Origin of the sequence: Lysinibacillus sp. G4S2 (genome assembly GCF_030348505.1) — a bacterium.
GTDB lineage: Bacteria > Bacillota > Bacilli > Bacillales_A > Planococcaceae > Lysinibacillus.
In genome coordinates, this window is record NZ_JAUCFJ010000002.1 from 756,754 (window position 1) to 776,913 (window position 20,160).

The window sequence follows — 20,160 nt, forward strand, 5'->3', positions numbered from 1 at the left end:
AAAGCAGTGATTTCTATTATTATAGAAATCACTGCTTTTTTTGAGTGCGCCGGAAAAATAGTTGGTTCCGCCGGTAAAGTAGTCGTTTCCGCCGGTAAAGAAGCGGATATCGCCGGTAAAAGTGGAATTGCGCCGGTAAAGAAGCGGATTCCGCCGGTAAAAGTGAAAGTTGCGCCGGTAAAGAAGCGGATTCCGCCGGTAAAAGTGGAATTGCGCCGCTAAAGTAGTCAGTTCCGCCGGTAAAAGTGGAATTGCGCCGGTAAAGAAGCAGATTCCGCCGGTAAAAGTGAAAGTTGCGCCGCTAAAGTAGTCAGTTCCGCCGCTAAAAGTCGAAATATCGCCGCTAACATAGTCAATTCCGCCGCTAAAAGTGAGATCTCCGCCGCCAACCAAGCGAATCCCGCCGCTAAAGGTTGAAACACCACCGCTAAAAAATGATATCTACACTAAAAGCTCTCATCACTCTGGCATCAATTTTAAATTACGGTCATTGTAAGCAAGCACGACGTAGTCTGGGTGCATGCTTTGTAAATAAGGAATAAGATCTTTATCCAAATAGCGTAAGTCTAAAATCGTCATCTTTTTAAAGTGACTTGCTACATGAAATTGAATGGCATTAAAATATGAATCTTTGATGACGACGATATGTTTATCGCTGTCATAGTCATTGTTAACAATCGTGAGCTCTGCAAAGTCTCGGCTGTAAGCATCAGCATAGTTTACGACTTTGTCAGGACTCGTTTGTTTGGCACGACCGTATACTGCCTCGTATGGAGCCGTGACGCCATCTTCAATTGTGCCATCATAGATTGTAAATTGCGTTGAGAACGAAGCGGGCTCGTTGTAGCAAATTTGATCTTGGTTATCGACGGTCATGTACAAGATTTTATTCCATGAGCCAGCAAACTTATTTGGTAAGCAATAAGTATTGGCTTCCTCGTATGGAATTGGCTCAATTGTTTCACCGAGTCGTTCGCTCATCGTTTTCATTAGTGCCTCGTAGCCTGAGTATGCGCCACGCATTGTCCAGTGATGATCGGTTTTGTAGAAGTTCCGTTCAGCAGAAAAGTCGTTCTTCATTTCATCATAGAGACGAATATTGTCTACATCTGCATCAGTAACAAGCTCATGTAGGCGCGCATTATTGGCAATTCCCGCATCATCAGGCATATAGCTTGGACTTGGCTCACGTGAGTAAGTCGCCTTAGCTGGTAGTGAGTAAAACGTAAACGGGATATTTTCTTCAGCAAGCCCTTCGCTTAGTGTTTGTAAATCGGAAGCGAAGGAGGCAAGCTCTTCATCAGATTTTGCTTCAGCGGGCTTTGAAATAATCCAACCGCTGTCATCATCAACTGCGTACTTATCGTTTAAGTAGGTTTTCCCCATTGCACGTTGGAAGTAAACGTAGTTGCGCATCCATGTATCACGTGCAGGAAATTGATCGGAAATATATGTTTCTACTTGTTTTGACCATGCCCCAGATAAGATCTCCTGTGGGCTTGGTGAAATGTTTGCAGATTCTAACGGACGGTTCTCCATTTCAGATTGCGGACGATCCACCGTTAACACATGCACGACGAAGCCACCGAAAATGATGCAAAAAAAGGTTATTGGTAATAGATACATTTGTATTTTTCGCATGTTGTCCCACCTAGAATCTAAAGTAAATGAATGGATTATGTGTTGCGTTTACTAAAAACATCGTGATAAAGAGCAACAATGCCCCATAATAAATTGTTTGTACAAGACGTAGACTCCAATCAAATGACAGGGAAGCCGTCGCTTTTTGCTCGCTCCAAGTGTGATAAAGTCTATAAATTGGCATAGCGAATATGATCGCGACTACAAAATACACGGCATAGTCCTTCGCCAGTAAAATCGTTTCATAATTATAAAGTGGAGCATCGGATAGGCCGAACATCGTTTTGATAAAATCAAAAGCATATGTAAAGTCATTCGCTCTAAAGAATACCCAACCTATCAGAACGATAATAAGAATATAAACATGGCGTAAGAAACGAGGAATACGTTCCAACCATTTTAAAAGCACCCATTTCTCGAGGCAAATTAATATACCGTAATAAAAACCCCAAGCCATAAATGTCCAGCTTGCCCCGTGCCAAAAGCCCGTTAGCGTCCACACAATTAATAAATTTCGATAGAGCTTCCATTCGTGGCTAACACGACTACCTCCAAGTGGGAAGTAGACATAGTCTCTGAACCAGCTGCTAAGCGAAATATGCCAGCGACGCCAAAAGTCTGTGACGGACTGTGCAATGTATGGATAGTTAAAGTTCTCTTCAAAATGAAAACCAAAAATTCGTGCTAAACCAATGGCCATATCACTATAACCTGAGAAGTCAAAGTAGATTTGTAACGAGTAAGCTAAGATACCGATCCAAGCAGTCCCCGTCGTTAAATCTCCACCTGATAAACTAAAGACATGATCGGCGACTTCACCCATCGGATTCGCAATCAGTACTTTTTTAGCTAACCCTTGAACAAAGCGACGCGTACCAATCATCCAATCCTCAGCTGTAGAGAGACGCTTTTTAATTTGCTCAGCAACCGTTTGATAACGAACAATCGGTCCTGCCACAAGCTGTGGAAACAGTGTAATGAAAAGTGATAAATCTAAAAAATTACGCTGTGCCTTTACATCTTTTCGATAAACATCGATAACATAGCTAAGTGCCTGGAACGTATAGAATGAAATACCGATTGGAAGCGGAACAGCCTCCCATTCAATGGGCTTATCCAAATAGTTGTTAATAATATCCACAAAAAAGCCAGCATATTTGTAATAGCCTAAGATGGCTAGGTTACTCATAATAACAAGCCAAAGTAGCGCTTTTCGATTGGACTGATCAACTGTATTTTCAATAACGATCCCCAAAATATAGTTGAGCAAAATGGAAATCATCATTAAAAGTACATACTTCGGTTCGCCCCATGCATAAAAGAACAGACTAGCCAATAGTAAAATTGTGTTGCGTAACATCTTCGGAGAGATGAAGTACACAACGAGCACTAATGGCAAAAAGACATATAAAAATATAAGGCTACTAAAAACCATTCCTTCAAATCCCCATCTCTAATAATTGTGTAATTGCTAATAGAATCGCTGGTAACATCGTGAACATCGCTGATAAAATGTCGGAAATCGCTGATAAGATCGCGCCCACCGCTGATAAAAAGCCAGAATCGCTGATAAAACCGCGAACATCGCTGATAAAAAGGCAGAATCGCTGATAAAACCGCGAACACCGCTGATAAAAAGGCAGAAATCGCTGATAAAACCGCGCCCACCGCTGATAAAAAGGCAGAATCGCTGATAAAACCGCGAACATCGCTGATAAAAAGGCAGAATCGCTGATAAAATCGTGAACATCGCTGATAAAAAGGCAGAATCGCTGATAAAACCGCGAACATAGCTGATAAAAAGCTAGAATCGCTGATAAAATCGTGAACATCGCTGATAAAAAGCTAGAATCGCTGATAAAATCGCGAACATCGCTGATAAAAAGGCAGAATCGCTGATAAAACCGCGAACATAGCTGATAAAAAGCTAGAATCGCTGATAAAACCACGAACATGGCTGATAAAAAGGCAGAATCGCTGATAAAACCGCGAACACCGCTGATAAAAAGGCAGAATCGCTGATAAGATCGTGAACATCGCTGATAAAAAGGTAGAATCGCTGATAAAACCGTGAACATCGCTGATAAAAAGGCAGAATCGCTGATAACATCGCGAACATGGCTGATAAAAAGCTAGAATCGCTGATAACATCGTGACCCCCGCTGATAAAATGCTCTAAATCGCTGGTAACATCGTGAACATCGCTGATAAAATGTCGGAAATCGCTGATAAAACCGCGCCCCCCGGCTAATAAGCTGCCCCAAATCGCTAATAAAACCGTCCAAACCACTAATAAAATGCCAAAAACCGCCGATAACACCACGAACTCCGCTGATAAGACAAAAATCGCCGATAATATCACTACAACATGTTAATAAGTTCCAAACCCTAATAAAACCGTCGACATTATATCGAGAAATCGCCAAAATAACTGATAATCTGCAAAACTGCTAGAAAATTCTAATATAATCAAGGAAATACAAGAATAAATTACCTACCTTATTGTAACGTATATTCACGATTTGTTCACTAATGGTTTTTGATCAAATATTGGTAAAAAGTCGATTTTTGTCGAAAAATAGTTGGGGAAAACGACATGGGTAAATTGGTATAATTTCCGTGTGGCAGTAAGGTTTGTATGTTAATTTTCAGGATGGGGACAATATGCACTTTAATCTAAAAAATGGGTATAAACCCTTTAAAAATCTACTGTTACCATATCTTTCATTCCATATCTTGCCCTTTGAAATTTATTATCTCGTACTCTTATAATAGATTCGTAGTCACCAAAAGTGGCTAATTTATCTAGGAGGTTCTTTCATATGAAACAAAAATATAGTAAATGGGTTGTCGGCGCAGCATCAGCGGCCCTAGTAGCATCAGCAATCGTACCAGCAGCAAGCGCAGCAAGCAGCTTTTCTGATATTGAAAAAAGTGACCACAAGGATGCAATTTTAGCATTAGCAGACGCTAAAATCGTAGCTGGTTACCCAGATGGAACATTCAAACCGAATGCGGTTGTAACTCGCGGAAATGTTACAAAATTCTTAGGTAAATGGTTAGTATCAGAAAACTACGAAATTCCTGCAAACTATGCAACAGAAGCACGTTTCACTGATTTACCAACAACAACACCTGACAAAGAGTTATTACAATATGCAGCACTTGTTAAAGATGCAGGCGTATTCAAAGGCTCAAATAACCAATTAATGCACACTAGTAACATGAACCGTGAACAAATGGCGGTTGTTTTAGTACGTGCTATTAAAACAGTTTACAACGTAGATTTAGTAGCAGATTACAAAGAATCTGACTTCAAAACTACAATCACTGATTTAGACAAAGCTACAGCTACTGAAAACCGTGAAGCAATTATCGCGTTAGAATATGCTGGACTTACAAACGTGAAAGCGTTCAATCCTAAAAACACATTAACACGCGGTCAATTCGCATCATTCTTACACCGTACAATTACTAAAATTGGTCAAGAAGCGACTTTAACTGTTAAAGAAGCTAAAGTTGTAGATGCAACTACATTAGAAGTAACACTTTCTAATGACAAAAAACATACTGTAACATTACCAACTCCACTTCCAGAAAACAAAGAAACTAAAGTAGAATTTGTAATCGATGGTAAAACTTATTCAGCTGTAGTTACATATGTAACTGACGTAAAAGTAAAATCTGTTGATGCAGTAAATGCAAAAACTTTAGCAGTAACTTTCAATAAACCAGTTGAAACTGAAAAAGCTAAATTTGAGCTTAAAAAAGATGGCTTCAAATCTAACTTCTCTTCTATTACATGGAACGAAGATAAAACAGTTGCAACAATTGAATTAACAAGCAAAATTACAAAAGGTGAATTCACTGTTAACGTAACTGGTCTTTCAGAGAAAGCAGTAACTGGTTCAGTGAAAACTGAAGACGAAAAAGTTGCTGGTATTGAAGTTCTAGGTGATGTAGCTCCATCAACTGGCGACAAAACAGCTACTATCGGCTTCCAAGTTAAAAACCAATACGGTGAAGATATTACAAAATTAAACGCTTCATCTTTAACACTTACTGCAGCAGGTGCTGATTCAGCAGTTGCAAATGCAGACGGCTCTATCACTATTAATAAAGCTGCTGGTCTTAAAGAAGGCGACAAAGTTGTACTTACAGTGATCCACGGTTCAACTGCAACTACAACTACAAAAACAGTAACAGTTTCTGCTAAAACTGTAGCATCTGATGTAACAATTGGTGCACTTTACAACAAAGATGGCAAAACTTTAACTGAAGATACTAATTTAGCAAAAGATAAATTCTATCTTCCTGTTTCAGTAAAAGACCAATACGGTAAAGAAGTTACTGATTTAAACCGTCTAAATGGCGCAAATGGTGAGGTTCTTGTAACAAATACAAACCAAGCTGTTGCAACATTTGGTGCATTTGAAAAACAAACAATCGATGGCAAAGATGTAATCGTACTTCCTGTTACTAGCATCGTAGCAAATGGTGATACAAACGTAATCGTTATCGCAAAAGCAACTGGTAAAAACAACCAAGCTGCTGTAAAAGTTGCTGAAGGTTTACGTGCTGATTCAGTAACATTAGGAGCACCAACAAAAGTTGTTACTGCTGGAGCAGACATCCTATTCCCATTATCTGTATTAGATAAACAAGGTAATGCAATTAAAGATACTGCTGTATTAGGCGGTTCTAAAGGTATCTCTATTACTGGCGGTACTTTAGTAGAAAAAGACGGTGAGCTTTATGCAAAAGTAGCAGGCGATAAAGTAGTAGAAAACACACCAGTAACTGTTGTTGTTACATCTTCAACTGGTAAAGTTGCAACTCAAACAGTTATCCCTAAAACTACAACTGCACCAAAAGTAATCACTGGCTTAGATAGCAAAGTAAGCACATCTATCCGTGAACTAGCTGATGCTAAAGTAGAAATTACTGCAAAAGACATCGTAGTTGAAGATCAATTCGGTCAAGTTGTTTCAACAGACGAGCTTCTTGCAAAACTTGCAACAGCAGGTTACACAATCAAAGCATTCACAGACAATGATGCACCATTCACTGTAACTGGTGAAATCAAAGATGCTACTAACAACAAAATCACAGTAGCATACAAAGCAGGCGCTACTAAAACAACTGCTAATGTAACATTCAAACTTGTAAAAGTTGCGGATAATACTGCAATTGAAGCAAGCTCTTACTCTAAACAATTCTCAGTTGTAAAAGATAGCTCATTCTCTTCTTATAAAGTAGAAGATATCAAACCTATCTACGTAGCTGGTAATGCAGGTTCTTTAGCAATCCCAACTGGATATGGCAAAGACATCGTAGTGAAAGCAACAACAGCTAATGGTGGAGAAGTTACACTTAAAGCAGGTTCTGACTACACTGTAAAATCTACAGTTCTTACAAACGTTGCAGATGGTAACATTACTACAGATGATGCAGCTAAAGTAGAATTCGATAAAGATGCAAAAACTGCAACTGCAAAAGTAACAATCACAATCAACGCTACTGGTGAAGAAATCGTGAAAGAAGTAACATTCTCAAACGTTGCTCCTAAAGTAGAAAAAGTAGCTGTAGTAGAAGAAGGCAAAGCTGATAAATTCATCGCTGGCGAAGCTGTTAACGCTGTAACAACTTCTTCTTACAATGTACCTACTAACTTCGACCTAGATGCATTCTTCAAATTAGCTGACGTAGTTGTTACTGACCAATACGGCGTAATGGCAACTGTTGCTGAAGCTGACGGTGCTGGCGTAGTTAAAGGTCAAGCTAAATTTAACAACGTTCCAACTGCTGCAACAACTTTAACTTTATCTAAAGTTTCTGGTGAAGTAGTATTCAGCAATAACGGTACAACAACTGCATCTGCTACAGGTAAAGCAAACGACGTATTCAATGCTCGCGTAAACATTGGTGGTCAAAGCGCAACTCCTGTAAAAGTTACAGCTAAACAAGACTTCAAAAACTAAGAAATCCTTTAAAAACAGTGGAAGTTCGAATTAATCGAACTCTCCACTGTTTTTTTGTTATCTATGAGAGCGATAGAGTAGCGGAGCGGCGGAAAGAAAAGCAAGAGTGACGGAACGGAGTCAAAGCAACAGAACTTGCCATGTTAGCGGCGGAGTATCAATCTTTAGCGGCGGAGTTGGCAATGTTGGCGGCGAAGTATCAACCTTTAGCGGCGGAGTTGGCAATGTTAGCGGCGAAGTAACCCCCTTTAGCGGCGGAGTTGTCAATGTTAGCGGCGAAGTAACCCCCTTTAGCGGCGGAACAGACAATGTTAGCGGCGCACCAAGAACCTTCACCAACAGAAAGCAAAGCCAAAGCAACAAATAGACCATCGAACGGAGCAAGATTGGCAATCAATCTCTGACATTTGAAGTAGAACCAGAGGAATAGGTTATCAAAATGCCTCATCACCAAAAGTTGTAGATGTCATTTTTGAAAATATATGCGCAGTATATTAGTTGATCTTCGCTTCGGCTGGGCGACTCCTTGCGGCTCATCGGACGCCCTCAGGAAGCTTTGCTCTGTGCGAAAGCGAAGCATCAGCAAATGTTTTATCTGTGCGAAAGCGTAGCGACAGCAACAACAAATGTTTTCTGTAGCGAAAGCAAAGCGTCAGCGGCAAATGTTTTCTGTAGCGAAAGCAAAACGTCAGCTACAAAGCCCCCAGTCGGAACGGAAATCAACCACACGTTATGGTGATGAGCTTTCGAAATGGAAAAATATTAAATTTTTGGATTCCATTGCACGTATTATCATAGTATGATAGATAAAATGTGTTGAGGGGTTGAACAAGTGAAGAAGCATACATTATTTCAGGGCGCAATGGTTGCTGCTCTAACGACAAGTGCTATTGTAATAGTGCCAACTGCGCAGGCAGCAGAAAAATTTACGGATGTTGATTACACGAAGGAATATGGTGCCGCGGTAAAGGATTTAGCAGCACGCGGTATTATTAAAGGTTATGCAGATGGTACATTTAAGCCATTCGCTGATGTGACGCGTGGACAGGCCGCGAGGATTGTAGCGGGTCTTTTAGGGCTGGATACTAAAAATGTAGTGGATCCTAATTTCAAAGATGTTAAGCAGAGCGATGAGTTTTACGGAGCAATCGCAGCTTTAGAAAATGCGGGGATTACTTCAGGACTTGCAGATGGTAGTTTTGGTGTCAATCAAGCGATTACACGTGAACAATTAGCGCAAATGCTAACAGCGGCGTATCATTTAGAAACTGAGGGAGTTGGCCAGACATTACCATTTAAGGATATTGTGAAATATTCCGATGCTTATTACGCAGTCGCTCCATTGTTTGAAAATAATATAACAAAGGGGATTACACCAACTACTTTTGGTGTAAAAGAAACTGTCAAACGTTCGCAGCTTGCGTTATTTATTCATCGTATTGAAGCAATGCAAGCAAAACGAGTTATCCAAACATTTACCGCAAGCGAGCTAGGTTCAAATTATATTGAGGCCTACGCTTCAGCCAATCTAGCTGCAGATGGTGAGCATGAATTTTTCCGCATTCTTCGAACAAATAATGATGTGAAGGTCGAGGCATTACGAGAAGGATCGGGCTATTTCATGCTTATTGGCTTCAATATGGATAATGAAGATAATTATGAAATAGTTGAAATGCAAAAATATAAAATTGATGTAACAAAAGTAGATGGAAAGCTACAAATTAACTGCCAGCCAACCGATGAAGTTACGCCGGGCTCAGCGCTGTTTTTGGAGGAGGATTTAGGCTTTAATCCGAAAAATATTAAGCTAACTACGGCTACTGGTCATGCAGTGAGTGAGAAAGTCTACAGCTATCAACCGATTAATCTCGAAGATTGGGAGGTAGAAACTCTTCCTAAGGGCGGTAACTATGAGCTTTGGCTATCACAAGCAGGGGACTATATTGCAACATTATCTGATGATAAAGGACAGTCGGTACGAGTAGGCATTCAGGCTAAATCTGATGGCTATGATTTGTATACAACTTCTGCGGTTGAAAAAAATAGTGTGTTCATTCCGAAAAGTGAAATTGGCTTTACTGTGAAAGATTTCAAAATTGAACAATACACAGGTGCGATGTATGATCATAAAATAGTAGATGTAGAGCTTTCAGCAGATGGTGTAACTGTAAAAAGCGTAGGAAAAGGTGATTCTATCTTTTCTGTCCGCCTGATTGGAGCAAATGGTGAGAAGCTATATGTACATGGAATGGTCTATGAGGTAAGCGGCATAACTGCAATGCACTATGAAATAGCGACACAAGAACAAATGGAGAATTCACCACTGAGATAATCGCTAGAAAAAAAGACATCGCCGATAAAAGTACTGAAATCGCTGATAAATCAGAGAACATCGCTGATAAAAGTGCTGAAATCGCTGATAAATCAGAAACATCGCTGATAAAAGTACCAAAATCGCTGATAAACCAAAGAACAACGCTGATAAAAGTGCCAGAATCGCTGATAAACCAGAAACATCGCTGATAAAAGTACCAAAATCGCTGATAAACCAGAAAACATCGCTGATAAAAGTGCTAGAATCGCTGATAAACCAGAAAACATCGCTGATAAAAGTACTGAAATCGCTGATAAACCAGTGTACATCGCCGATAAAAGTGCCAGAATCGCTGATAAACCAAAGAACATCGCTGATAAAACCACCAAAATCACTGATAATCCAAAAAATTCACCCAAAACCAGAAAACCTCCCCAACATGTCGGGGAGGTTTCTGTATGTTAAAAGACAATATATTTTACGTAGTCTTTCCAGCCGATTTCTTTAAAATGCTGCCACTCAATCTTTTGAAGAGGCATTGTGCGGAAGGTGCGAGCTAAAATATTGCGTTCTTCATTTGTAATTATAGGTGTTCCAATATTCATGGAGCCTGTGAAGATAGTAGAATCTGCTGTTTTAAAGGCTACCTTAATATCCTCAAGGCGAATTTTGCCGTTTTCATCAATAGTATAAACGCTACGTTTATTTTTCTTTCCAGATTTCACCCATTCGGAATTCACTTTAAACGCATCGGATGCTTCATTTACGGTAATAGAAGCCTTACCAACAGTTGAAAATGGAATGTCTTCTAGAATGTTATCGGGATGTAATATTACCTCATAGCTTGACGGATGAGGTAGTTTTGCAGTTTTGGCTAACTCATTTGTCCAAAGTGATTCATTATTTGTAGCGATTTTTTGTTTTTGGAACACAACGCCTGATAGATCATCTTTGAAATGCTGCAAGTTAAAATCAACGGTTTGTCCATCTTTTACTTTTTGCCATTCATCTTCAGATAAGTAGGCAAGCATAGCCTTTTCTGATGAATAGATTTCGAATGTTACAGCACCAGCTTCTTCTGTGATTTTTGAAATTACACCGTCTGCTGGGCAAATAACACCTTGGCGTGCCTGAATTTGGGCTATTTGCGCATCCATTAATGCTATTTGACGAGTTGTCTCGGCGATGTGACGGTTTAAAATTGCCACTGCTGTTGATGGAGATGTTTGCTGACCTAATTCGAATTGAACAGAGACATTTAACTTATCACTAACCTGATCGGTATTAATAGAGCTTTGCGGGTCACTGTTTTCACCGTATTCAGATTCTATCTGATCTAAAGCAGATTCTAAATCACTTAATTCGGTTTCATAGGCAGTGCGTTCAGCCTCGAGCTTTGTTAATTCACCGTCAACTTCCTCTGTTTTATAGGTAGCTAGTATGTCATTAGCCATTACTTCCTGTCCACGTTTTACATCTATTGCAGAAAGGCTTTTTGCATCTGCTGAAATCGTATAGGTTTGTGAAGGTGCAACAATCGCATCCTTTTCAACTGTCTCTACACGTTTACCAGTAGTAGCTCTCTGAAATTCAGCGATAAAGTAGGATCTGGCTACTTTACTATCGTCCTTAAATACAAAATAAGCATTTACACCGATTAATAACGCAATCACAATAATACTCAAACTTGTCCAAGGTCTAGATTTAATAAAGCGCATCAACCTAACCCCCTTGTAAACCATTCTTGTAGTGGTAACACACTAACCATTCCGATAAAAATAGCCATTAACACATAAAGTCCGATAATTTTCGCTAATAATGCTTTACGATTGAACTCTTCCTCCCATTTCGAAAGGAACGTGTATTGTACAATAATTGTTAGTAAAGTCGCTACAGTAAATTGATTGATGGCGAATAGCACAAAATCTGTATCAATTACTTGCTGAGCAATTGGTGCAAGTGAAAAGAAGGAGAAGTTGGTTGTGTACCCAACTGCATAAAATACAGCAAATAAAATTGTTTTTTCAATTAGTAAAAATACCATTACATAAAGTTGTACCTTTTGAATCCATTTGTAAGGGATGTCTGTTAATAGATGTAACAAGTATGTAACGCCGTAATAATGGAAGCAATAATAAATGATTCCCCAGGCAATAATCCCAACCATTGATAGTAAACGGGCTGTATAGTATTCATTCGGATTATTCGATGCAAATAATGTTGTTAAGCTTTCAGTGCCCATGCCCCAATACTCACGAATGACAAATAGTATCATAAAGAGCAGGAAAACGGTGAAGGATCGTTTTTTATAGCCTCTTATTTCCCCTTGCTCGACAGCTTGGGTAAAGTTAGTGGGATGCGTTAAGCTATGCCAAAACTTATATTGATAAAACATATATAGCTCCCTTTCTAGTAAATAAATATTAAAGTTGTAGTATACACCTAATTACTGGTAAATAACATAGTAGAAATGCTAAGTTTTTCATAGATTTCCCTCAATAAAGAGAAACGTTTTTTAAGACAATTATACAAAGTTTTTATTACGTGATGTGAGTGTTTTTTTTGACACAATAGCAGGAAGATAATATAAAGTCTAGTAGCACTTTTACTCATAATTAGACACCTTTTGCCAAAATTTGCACCAGATCAATGCACATAATTCAATTATATAGTATCCTAACAATAACTTCCTATAAAAAGACTATTCAATCTAAAAATAGCAATTATCTTTATGTTAGTAAAGTAGTTAAGCGACTTTATGAAAATAGCTTGAAATAGAGTGGTAAGCACCGATACTAAAGGTAGTAAATTAGAAATAAATATACATATCTATTTTCCTATAATATAGAAAGGGTGGGCATTTTGAAGAAACAAATTAAAGTTGGTATCATAACAAGTCTATTACTAACTCCGGCAGCGATTGCCAATGCTCAAGAAACACAACCTCAAACAATCTCTCAGGAGAATCAAGTAACTAATGTGAATGTAGCAGCAACAGACACTAAATCACAAACCATTGCACAATTTGGAAAACTATTTGATAAATCGACAGCAACAGATATGGCTGCTGCAAAAAGAGATTTAGACCTTTTAAGCTCATATGGTTTTAATAATGATGAAATTGATTTTATTAAAGCGAAATATTACTATACCGAAAATCAAATCAATTTATTAAGAGAAATTAAGGAAATTGGTGCAAGCATTAATGGCATCTCGTATTCTAGCAAAACTTTTGTTCAGGATGTGAAAAAGGTATCAGATCGATATAAGGAATTTTTAGGCACAGAGGATTCTCCAGAAAAATCTTATTTATTTGTTCAAAATACCTTTAAAAAAGCTGTTAATACTGCAATTAACAATACAGCTAAAGATATTGTCGTTAACGTTACAGGCTCATCCTTACAGTATAACTTTGATGATAATGGTCGTAATGGGTATTTCAAAAATAATGGGGCAGATATCGCAAAGCTTAACAAACTGGAAGATGATGCAAATGCGGTAAGTGTAACAATTGAGAACTTAAATACTCTTGTCACATTACTTGGTGACCAATCTTCTACCTCAACTCAAATTGCGGAGGCTGCAGCTAAAATAACTGCTAGCTTTAGCCCGCTCACAGCTGATCAAAAGAAAATTGTCATAGCGCATAATCCAACTAATGCAGCGGTGACACCATATAAAAAATATACAGATGTGTTAGCCAACCTATCATCGGCTGATCAAGTGATTGCAAGTATTACACAGCTGAATAATAAGAAGCCAGAAGACTTTTCAACTGCTGCAAGCTTTATTAGTGCTGTAACAACAATTGAAACTGCCTACAATAGACTAGATGAAGGCTCAAAGCGTTTAGTTACAAATTATAAAGATTTTGAGCCATATCAGGAAGCGGCTAATGTTTCCAAGCAAATTACAGCATTACGTCCGTCAAGTAATGCCGATTATCGTAATGCAGTAAAGGCAGCAAGTGATAAGTTAACAAACTTAGATAAAAAATTATTTGTGAAAAATTCCGCTGATTTAGAATTAGCTGTGGCAAATATAGCAACAGCACAAGAAATTGAAAAATTAATTTCAGAAATTGCTACAACTACAGATAAAATTACACAAATAGAGAAAGCACGTGCAGCTTACAATACACCAGTCGCACCTGCGGGACAAAAAATAGATGCGACCACTGTCAAGAAAATCGTGAACAATTTGCCGGAGCTAACAAGCTGGGAAAGTTCACATAAAGCTGTTTTAAATGTTATATCTCTTGTAGAAAAGCTAGACCCAACTGCGAAGGATTATACTAAAAAAGTGAAGGCTGCTAACACGGCTTACCAAAAGCTAGACCCTACAAAACGCGAATACGTGAAAAGCTATAAAACGTTGAAAAGTCAAGTAGAGGCGATGGATATTGTGGCACGAATCATGGCCTTAAACACGTCGCAAAAAACATATAAGGAAACTGTCGAACTGTTATCAGCAGACTACGAAAAGCTATCATCCGAAGCGAAAGCACTTGTAACAAATAATGCAGATCTTCAAACAGCAAAAGGCTATATTGCGACAGCGAAAAATTTCGATGATCGTGTGATTGCTTTAGGTAATGAATCAGATACTACATTTGTAGCAAAAGTGGCAGCGTTGTCTTCTGAGTATAAAACGATGGACAAAAATGCGAAAAAATTAGTCACACAATACAAGACATTAACAACTTATGAGAAAAATAATGCCAATGTAGTGAAGGTTATTAAATTAATTGCAGACTTAAATCCAGCAAATAAGGATTATACAAAAAAGGTTTTAGCAGCACGTAAAGCATACAATGCATTAGATCCTGCCTCACAAAAACGTGTCACAAACTATAACCAATTAACTGCAGTCGAGGATGTAGCTACATTAATATACTTAATCGAATCATTGAAACCAACAAGTAAAACGTTTTTAAATGATTTAGATACGGCACGAAAAAATTACGATGCACTACCAACAGAAAAGAAAAATGCTGTCACTAACTATGAAAAGCTTGTTACTGCTGAAACTGAGCTGAAATCTGCACATACAGTTATAGCATTGATCGATGCGGCAGTGCCTGATGATCCGGATTATTTAACGAAGCTCATGAATGCTCGCGTTGCTTACGATAAACTATCATCAGGACAAAAAAAGCTTGTTTCGAATGTGAAGTTGTTAACGGATCGTGAAAAGCAAGTGAAGCCTATTTTAAATGCCATGGTGCAAATTGATGCATTAGAGCCGGGAACAAGTAAATTTGTCAGTCAAGTAAACTCAGCGCGAAAAGCATACGATAATCTGACAAAGGATCAAAAGCAATATGTAAAAAATATTGATACATTACAAAAATATGAACCAACTGCAAAAGTGATTGAATTAATTAGTAAGCTAAAGCCGTCTAATAAAACATTCAATGCGGATACTGCACAAGCACGTGCATTATACGATGCCCTAAGTAAGGACATGCAACAATATGTAACAAACTACAATTTATTACAGGCTGCTGAGGGAAGTATTTTAGGTGCAGGTAATGTACAGAGCATGATTGATGAGCTTCCGTCTGTCTCGCCAAATCAATATGTTAAACGAATTGAAGAGATACGTGCAGCATATAATGCATTACCAAAAGATCAACAACTAGCTGTTGAAAACTATAGAATATTGCAGGAGCAAGAAAAGCTTATTAAACCAGTTATTAGTGTTGTAAATGAAATTGACAAACTGATGACATCTAAAGATATGGACGGCCAATACCAAAAGATTTTAAAAGCATATGATAATCTTACTGCTACTCAGCGTAAATATGTTTATAACGACCAGTTGCTTCTATCATTAGATAACGTTATTAAAGTTTATAAGAGTATTGAAGATTTAAAGCCGAGCGACAAAATGTATTTTGGTATGATTGAATCTGTGCGAAAAGATTACGATAGCTTGAGTACAATGGATAAGCAAAGAGTATCTAATTACCATATTTTGCTCGAAGCTGAGAAAAGTATGAGTGAAGTGAAGAAGGTTGTAGAAATTATTGCGGGTCTTAATCCGGCATCTAGCACATATATTCAAGATGTAGCGAATGCTTCTGCGGCATATAAAGCATTAGACTCTAAAATAAAAGGACAAGTCCTTAACTACGATACTTTAAAGAAAGCAGAAAAAGATACAGCGGCAGTATTAAAAGTTGTAGAAGCGATTGGTAAGTTGGACCCGGATGCTAAAACATTTGAAAAGAATGTACTATCTGCAAAAAAACTATACGATGCTCTTACTCTTGAACAACAGGATTTAGTGTATAATTACCGTATTTTACAGGATCATATGAGAACATTAGGTTTAGAATAAGGAGAGAGGGTTAGCCCCTCTTTTCTTCATTTATATGGCCTTGAGGAAAGGGAGCATTAAATTGAAGTTACATAAAGCGTGGGCTGTTGCCACTGCGGTAGCAGTAGTACCATGTGTTGCAGTCATTCCTACAGAAGCAGCTACAATGCCGTTTACAGATATAAAAAATAGCGGAAGCGAAGCAGAATTATACAAGGCAGTTAGTGAATTATATAGCCAGGGAATTGTATTTGGTACAACATCGACTACGTTCAGTCCTTATCAAAATTTAACGCGAGGGGAAGCGGCATACTTTTTAGCTGAAGCTCTAAATTTGGAGACAAAAAATGTAGTGAATCCTGGTTTTAATGATGTACCAGCCTCTCATAAATATTACGGTCATATTGCTGCACTTGCCGAAAAGGGCATTATCCAAAAAGGTACAAATTATAATCCAGATCATTTTATTAAGCGAAGTCAAATGGCAAAGATGTTGACTCTTGGCTTTGATTTACAACAAGCAACTACATTATCTGCCCCTTTTTCAGATTTTACAAAAAATAATGAAACTAATATGTATATTCAAACGTTATTAAATTATGGGATTACACAAGGTACTAGCGCGACAACATTTTCACCGTACACAGACGTTCGACGCGGCCAGATGGCGTTATTTTTATATCGCACCTTACAAAAAAGTGAAAATAATTTTTATATTATTAACATTGAATAAAAGCAAAGACTCACTCTTAGGTTATCCTCAATCTTGGAGTGTTTTTTAAAAAAACATTTAGGAAAAAATAGGTATTAATGGTATATTTGCCGCTCATCACCGGAAGTTGACCCTGGAGCGGGCTACGCGAGTGAAGGGGCTCATCGCAAGAAGCTTTGTTCTGTGCGAAAGCGAAGTGTCAGAAACAAAGCACACAGCCGGAACGGAAATCAACCACACGTTATGGTGATGATCCAAATTGTTGCTCATCTGAAGCAATTTAATTAAATTAATTAAATCTGTAATAACTCTTTTATTACCACGAGTGACTTATCAGAATGGAAATTAACAACAAGTACCATAATTCTCTATCAACGAAAGAGATAAAGATAGTGATTTTTGTATTGTGAAGCCGTTTCATATGTTAGGGCATTGTCGTCAGGAAAGTACTATACATAACTGTATAAAGGGGAGGTAGCTATGTTTAAAAAAGTTTCTGGTGTTGTTGGCATGTCACTTATATTGCTGACTTCATCATACGCTGTGTCTCTGACTAACACATCTGGAGAAGTATTGGCGGCCAGTATTGCAAATGATATTTCACAATCACATTGGGCAAGTAGCTCGATAGAACATATGCTCGAGAAGAACTATATGACAAATTATCAGGATGGCTTCTTTAGACCAGAGCAACCGATTACTAGGGCAGAGGCTGCAGCTGCAATTGCTCGTTCCATGCAGATAAAACCTGATACTACATATACGCCAAATTTTACAGATATAACGATCAACCATCCATATTACAAAGAAATTTGCGCTTTAGTTGAGTTAGGTATTTTACAAGATGGTGATTGTTTCCATCCTGAAGCACCGTTAACGCGTACACAAATTGCCAAAATGTTAACGCTCGCTTATCAAATTGAAGTTGATTCCCAAAATAAAAGTAAGTTTAGCGATGTTAATGAAGGACATTGGGCGAAAGACTATATTGAATCACTTGCAGATGTCGGCATTATTAAAGGGGTCAATGCACAACAATTTGCACCTAATCAATTGGTAACACGTGCGCAATTTGCTTCTATGGTTGAGCGAAGTCTTGACTTTTCAACGAAGGTAACCAATTTCGAGCTTGCTTATGACTTTTTATCAAAGTCTTATATACCGACAAAAAATTATTCATCAACCATGTCTAATGATGTCATTCGTTTAGTTAATGTTGAACGACAAAAGAAAAAGTTACAGCCACTTACCTATGATGCAGCTTTAACACAAGTCGCTGTTATTAAGGCGCAGGATATGGTGAATCGACAATATTTCGAGCACGAATCACCTTACTACGGGATGCCATGGGATTTAGCGACACTATTCGACTATCCATATACAAGTTTAGGAGAAAATTTAGGAAGAAACATCCCATCACCAGAAGCGGCTGTGAAAGCGTGGATGGCTTCCCCAACACATCGTGAAAACATCTTGCGAGAAAACTACACAAACACCGGGGTAGCTATTGCCGTTGATAGCAAAGGAAATTACTATTGGGTACAGTTATTTTCTAGTCAATAACTTGTACGGAGCGGTGGGGAAATAAATACCCGCGCGGCAGTGGAAGAATGTTTGCGCGGCGGGAGAAGCGAATCCTCGCGCACCGGCAAAATACCCGCGAAAGCAGGGCAAATACCCGCGGAAGAGGAGCGAATACCCGCGAAGCAGGAGCAAATACCCGCGAAGCAGGAGAAAACCCGCGTCAGAAGAAGCGAATCCCCACCCCGCGGCAGCAGAAACGGATCCCTCCCATCCCTCTCCACCGCGGCAGGATCCCCGCGAACAAAAAGCAAATACTCAAACTTAATATGAAACTCGTGTTCTATTGTAACAAAGCATAGCTAATATTACAGGAATGTTACAAAACACCGGGATATCCATTAATTAATACCCATATTTTAGCGCTGATAAACCACGGAAACGTTGGTGTATCAGCGTTTTTTTTGCTTTCAGAAATCCGTTACACAATTGAAAAATTAAAATAGCATCTTTTATGATAGTCTATGTATAGGCAAAAAAGTTCTGAAAGGGGTATACCGAAATATGAAAAAGAAATGGTTATTACCGATTTTTGCGTCTTTTATGTTATTTACAACAACTCAAATAGATACAGCTGAGGCAGCTACAGCATCTGATGTTACTGAAACAGCGTCAAAATATTTAGGTATTCCATATGTTTATGGAGGTACAACTACTAAAGGGCTTGATTGTTCAGGCTTTACATCTAAAGTGTTTTCAGATTTAGGTATTAAATTAAACCGTACATCAGGTTCACAATACGAACAAGGTACAGCGGTAGAAAAAGATGACCTACAAGTTGGTGACTTATTATTCTTCAATACTAGTGGTAAAGGTGTCTCACATGTATCAATATACATAGGTGACGGAAAAATGATTCACTCACAAACAGGTAAAGGTGTTAGTTACTCAGATTTAAACGATCCATATTATTGGGGTTCTCGTTATATCGGTGCTAAACGCGTAGCAACATTTGATAGTGAACAAGCAGAAGCTGTTAAAGAAGAAGTAAAGGATGCCGCTATTGATTTTACTGTTTACGCTTCTCGTGCTGAAGTGGCAGAGCAAATTGCTAAAGCACTTAACTTGGATACATCCGATAAAAATACGAAATTTACAGACGTAAAACCATCATATGCACATGCTGGTGCGATTGCTGCTGTATCGAAGTTAGGTATTTTTGATGGTGATGGTAATGGCAAATTTAACCCATCTTCACCTATAACACGTGCTCAAATCTCGAAAGTATTAGTACATGCCTTCGGATTAGAGCAACAAGGCGATGTTGTAACATTTGCTGATGCTCCTGCAAACCATTGGGCAAATGAATGTATTTCAATTCTAGCTTCAAATGGTATTACTGAAGGTACAGGGAATGGTAACTACGGTTACGATGAGATGTTAAAAATTTCTCAACTTCAAACATTTATCGAACGCGCACAAAAATTACAAAAATAATTAAATTTCGTATTACTTAGACAAGGGCTACGTTTAAAGTAATACAATGCAAGGAAGTTCTTTTAAATAATGTATAAATTGAGGGGAGTTTGCACTTGCAGGCTCTCTTCTTTTTATGAAATATCAAAATTCAAGGGGTGATGCCTAAAAATAGTAGAATAGTTACATTC

General features: G+C 38.3%; 16 protein-coding genes. 9 read left to right on the plus strand and 7 right to left on the minus strand.

Annotated elements, in window-relative coordinates:
• The first annotated feature begins 6 nt into the window (after positions 1–6).
• The gene (locus QUF91_RS03990) at positions 7–222 is read left to right on the plus strand and encodes a hypothetical protein (RefSeq protein ID WP_289416915.1); all 216 of its coding nucleotides are present in this window, start codon (positions 7–9) and stop codon (positions 220–222) included.
• 237 nt (positions 223–459) lie between these two features.
• Here the strand turns inward: QUF91_RS03990 and QUF91_RS03995 are convergent, their stop codons facing one another.
• The 4 genes from QUF91_RS03995 to QUF91_RS04010 are packed head-to-tail and all read right to left on the minus strand — an operon-like array spanning position 460 to position 3,961.
• Positions 460–1,641 carry an alginate O-acetyltransferase AlgX-related protein gene (locus QUF91_RS03995; RefSeq protein WP_289416916.1) on the minus strand — a complete coding sequence of 394 codons (1,182 nt, stop codon included), beginning with the start codon at positions 1,639–1,641 and terminating at the stop codon, positions 460–462.
• Positions 1,642–1,651: 10 nt separating this feature from the next.
• On the minus strand, positions 1,652–3,076 hold the full coding sequence (locus tag QUF91_RS04000; protein WP_289416917.1) for an MBOAT family O-acyltransferase: 1,425 nt from the start codon (positions 3,074–3,076) through the stop codon (positions 1,652–1,654).
• Between the two features lie 4 nt (positions 3,077–3,080).
• Entirely contained in the window at positions 3,081–3,590 is a 510-nt protein-coding gene (locus tag QUF91_RS04005) for a hypothetical protein (RefSeq protein WP_289416918.1), read from the minus strand.
• Positions 3,569–3,961, minus strand: a complete 393-nt coding sequence (locus QUF91_RS04010; RefSeq protein ID WP_289416919.1) for a hypothetical protein — start codon at positions 3,959–3,961, stop codon at positions 3,569–3,571. Before QUF91_RS04010 ends, QUF91_RS04005 begins: the two co-directional genes overlap by 22 nt.
• 502 nt (positions 3,962–4,463) lie before the next feature.
• Here QUF91_RS04010 and QUF91_RS04015 point away from each other — a divergent pair.
• From QUF91_RS04015 to QUF91_RS04030, 4 genes are all read left to right on the plus strand, one after another.
• Positions 4,464–7,622: an S-layer homology domain-containing protein gene (locus tag QUF91_RS04015; RefSeq protein WP_289416920.1), complete on the plus strand. Its 3,159-nt coding sequence runs from the start codon at positions 4,464–4,466 to the stop codon at positions 7,620–7,622.
• A 106-nt stretch (positions 7,623–7,728) separates the two neighbouring features.
• Complete coding sequence (locus tag QUF91_RS04020; protein WP_289416921.1) at positions 7,729–7,989, plus strand: hypothetical protein; 261 nt, start codon at positions 7,729–7,731, stop codon at positions 7,987–7,989.
• A gap of 159 nt (positions 7,990–8,148) precedes the next feature.
• Positions 8,149–8,361, plus strand: coding sequence for a hypothetical protein (locus QUF91_RS04025; RefSeq protein WP_289416922.1), 213 nt, complete (start codon positions 8,149–8,151; stop codon positions 8,359–8,361).
• A 93-nt stretch (positions 8,362–8,454) separates the two neighbouring features.
• Positions 8,455–9,954 (plus strand): S-layer homology domain-containing protein, encoded by a 1,500-nt coding sequence (locus QUF91_RS04030; RefSeq protein WP_289416923.1) that lies wholly within the window; start codon positions 8,455–8,457, stop codon positions 9,952–9,954.
• A gap of 92 nt (positions 9,955–10,046) precedes the next feature.
• Here QUF91_RS04030 and QUF91_RS04035 read toward each other — a convergent pair whose 3' ends face one another.
• From QUF91_RS04035 to QUF91_RS04045, 3 genes are read right to left on the minus strand one after another with little or no spacing between them, the layout of a single operon-like run.
• Complete coding sequence (locus tag QUF91_RS04035) at positions 10,047–10,355, minus strand: hypothetical protein (protein ID WP_289416924.1); 309 nt, start codon at positions 10,353–10,355, stop codon at positions 10,047–10,049.
• A 42-nt stretch (positions 10,356–10,397) separates the two neighbouring features.
• On the minus strand, positions 10,398–11,654 hold the full coding sequence (locus tag QUF91_RS04040) for an efflux RND transporter periplasmic adaptor subunit (protein ID WP_289416925.1): 1,257 nt from the start codon (positions 11,652–11,654) through the stop codon (positions 10,398–10,400).
• The gene (locus tag QUF91_RS04045; RefSeq protein WP_289416926.1) at positions 11,654–12,331 is read right to left on the minus strand and encodes a hypothetical protein; all 678 of its coding nucleotides are present in this window, start codon (positions 12,329–12,331) and stop codon (positions 11,654–11,656) included. Before QUF91_RS04045 ends, QUF91_RS04040 begins: the two co-directional genes overlap by 1 nt.
• Positions 12,332–12,798: 467 nt before the next feature.
• On the opposite strand from QUF91_RS04045, the gene QUF91_RS04050 reads away from it, so the two are divergent.
• From QUF91_RS04050 to QUF91_RS04065, 4 genes are all read left to right on the plus strand, one after another.
• Complete coding sequence (locus QUF91_RS04050; protein ID WP_483308077.1) at positions 12,799–16,281, plus strand: hypothetical protein; 3,483 nt, start codon at positions 12,799–12,801, stop codon at positions 16,279–16,281.
• Positions 16,282–16,342: 61 nt separating this feature from the next.
• A complete protein-coding gene (locus QUF91_RS04055; protein WP_289416928.1) occupies positions 16,343–16,993 on the plus strand; it encodes an S-layer homology domain-containing protein in 651 nt (216 codons plus the stop codon).
• 459 nt (positions 16,994–17,452) lie between these two features.
• Positions 17,453–18,535 carry a CAP and S-layer homology domain-containing protein gene (locus QUF91_RS04060; protein WP_289416929.1) on the plus strand — a complete coding sequence of 361 codons (1,083 nt, stop codon included), beginning with the start codon at positions 17,453–17,455 and terminating at the stop codon, positions 18,533–18,535.
• A gap of 522 nt (positions 18,536–19,057) precedes the next feature.
• Positions 19,058–19,990, plus strand: a complete 933-nt coding sequence (locus QUF91_RS04065; protein WP_285396571.1) for a C40 family peptidase — start codon at positions 19,058–19,060, stop codon at positions 19,988–19,990.
• Positions 19,991–20,160: the final 170 nt, after the last annotated feature.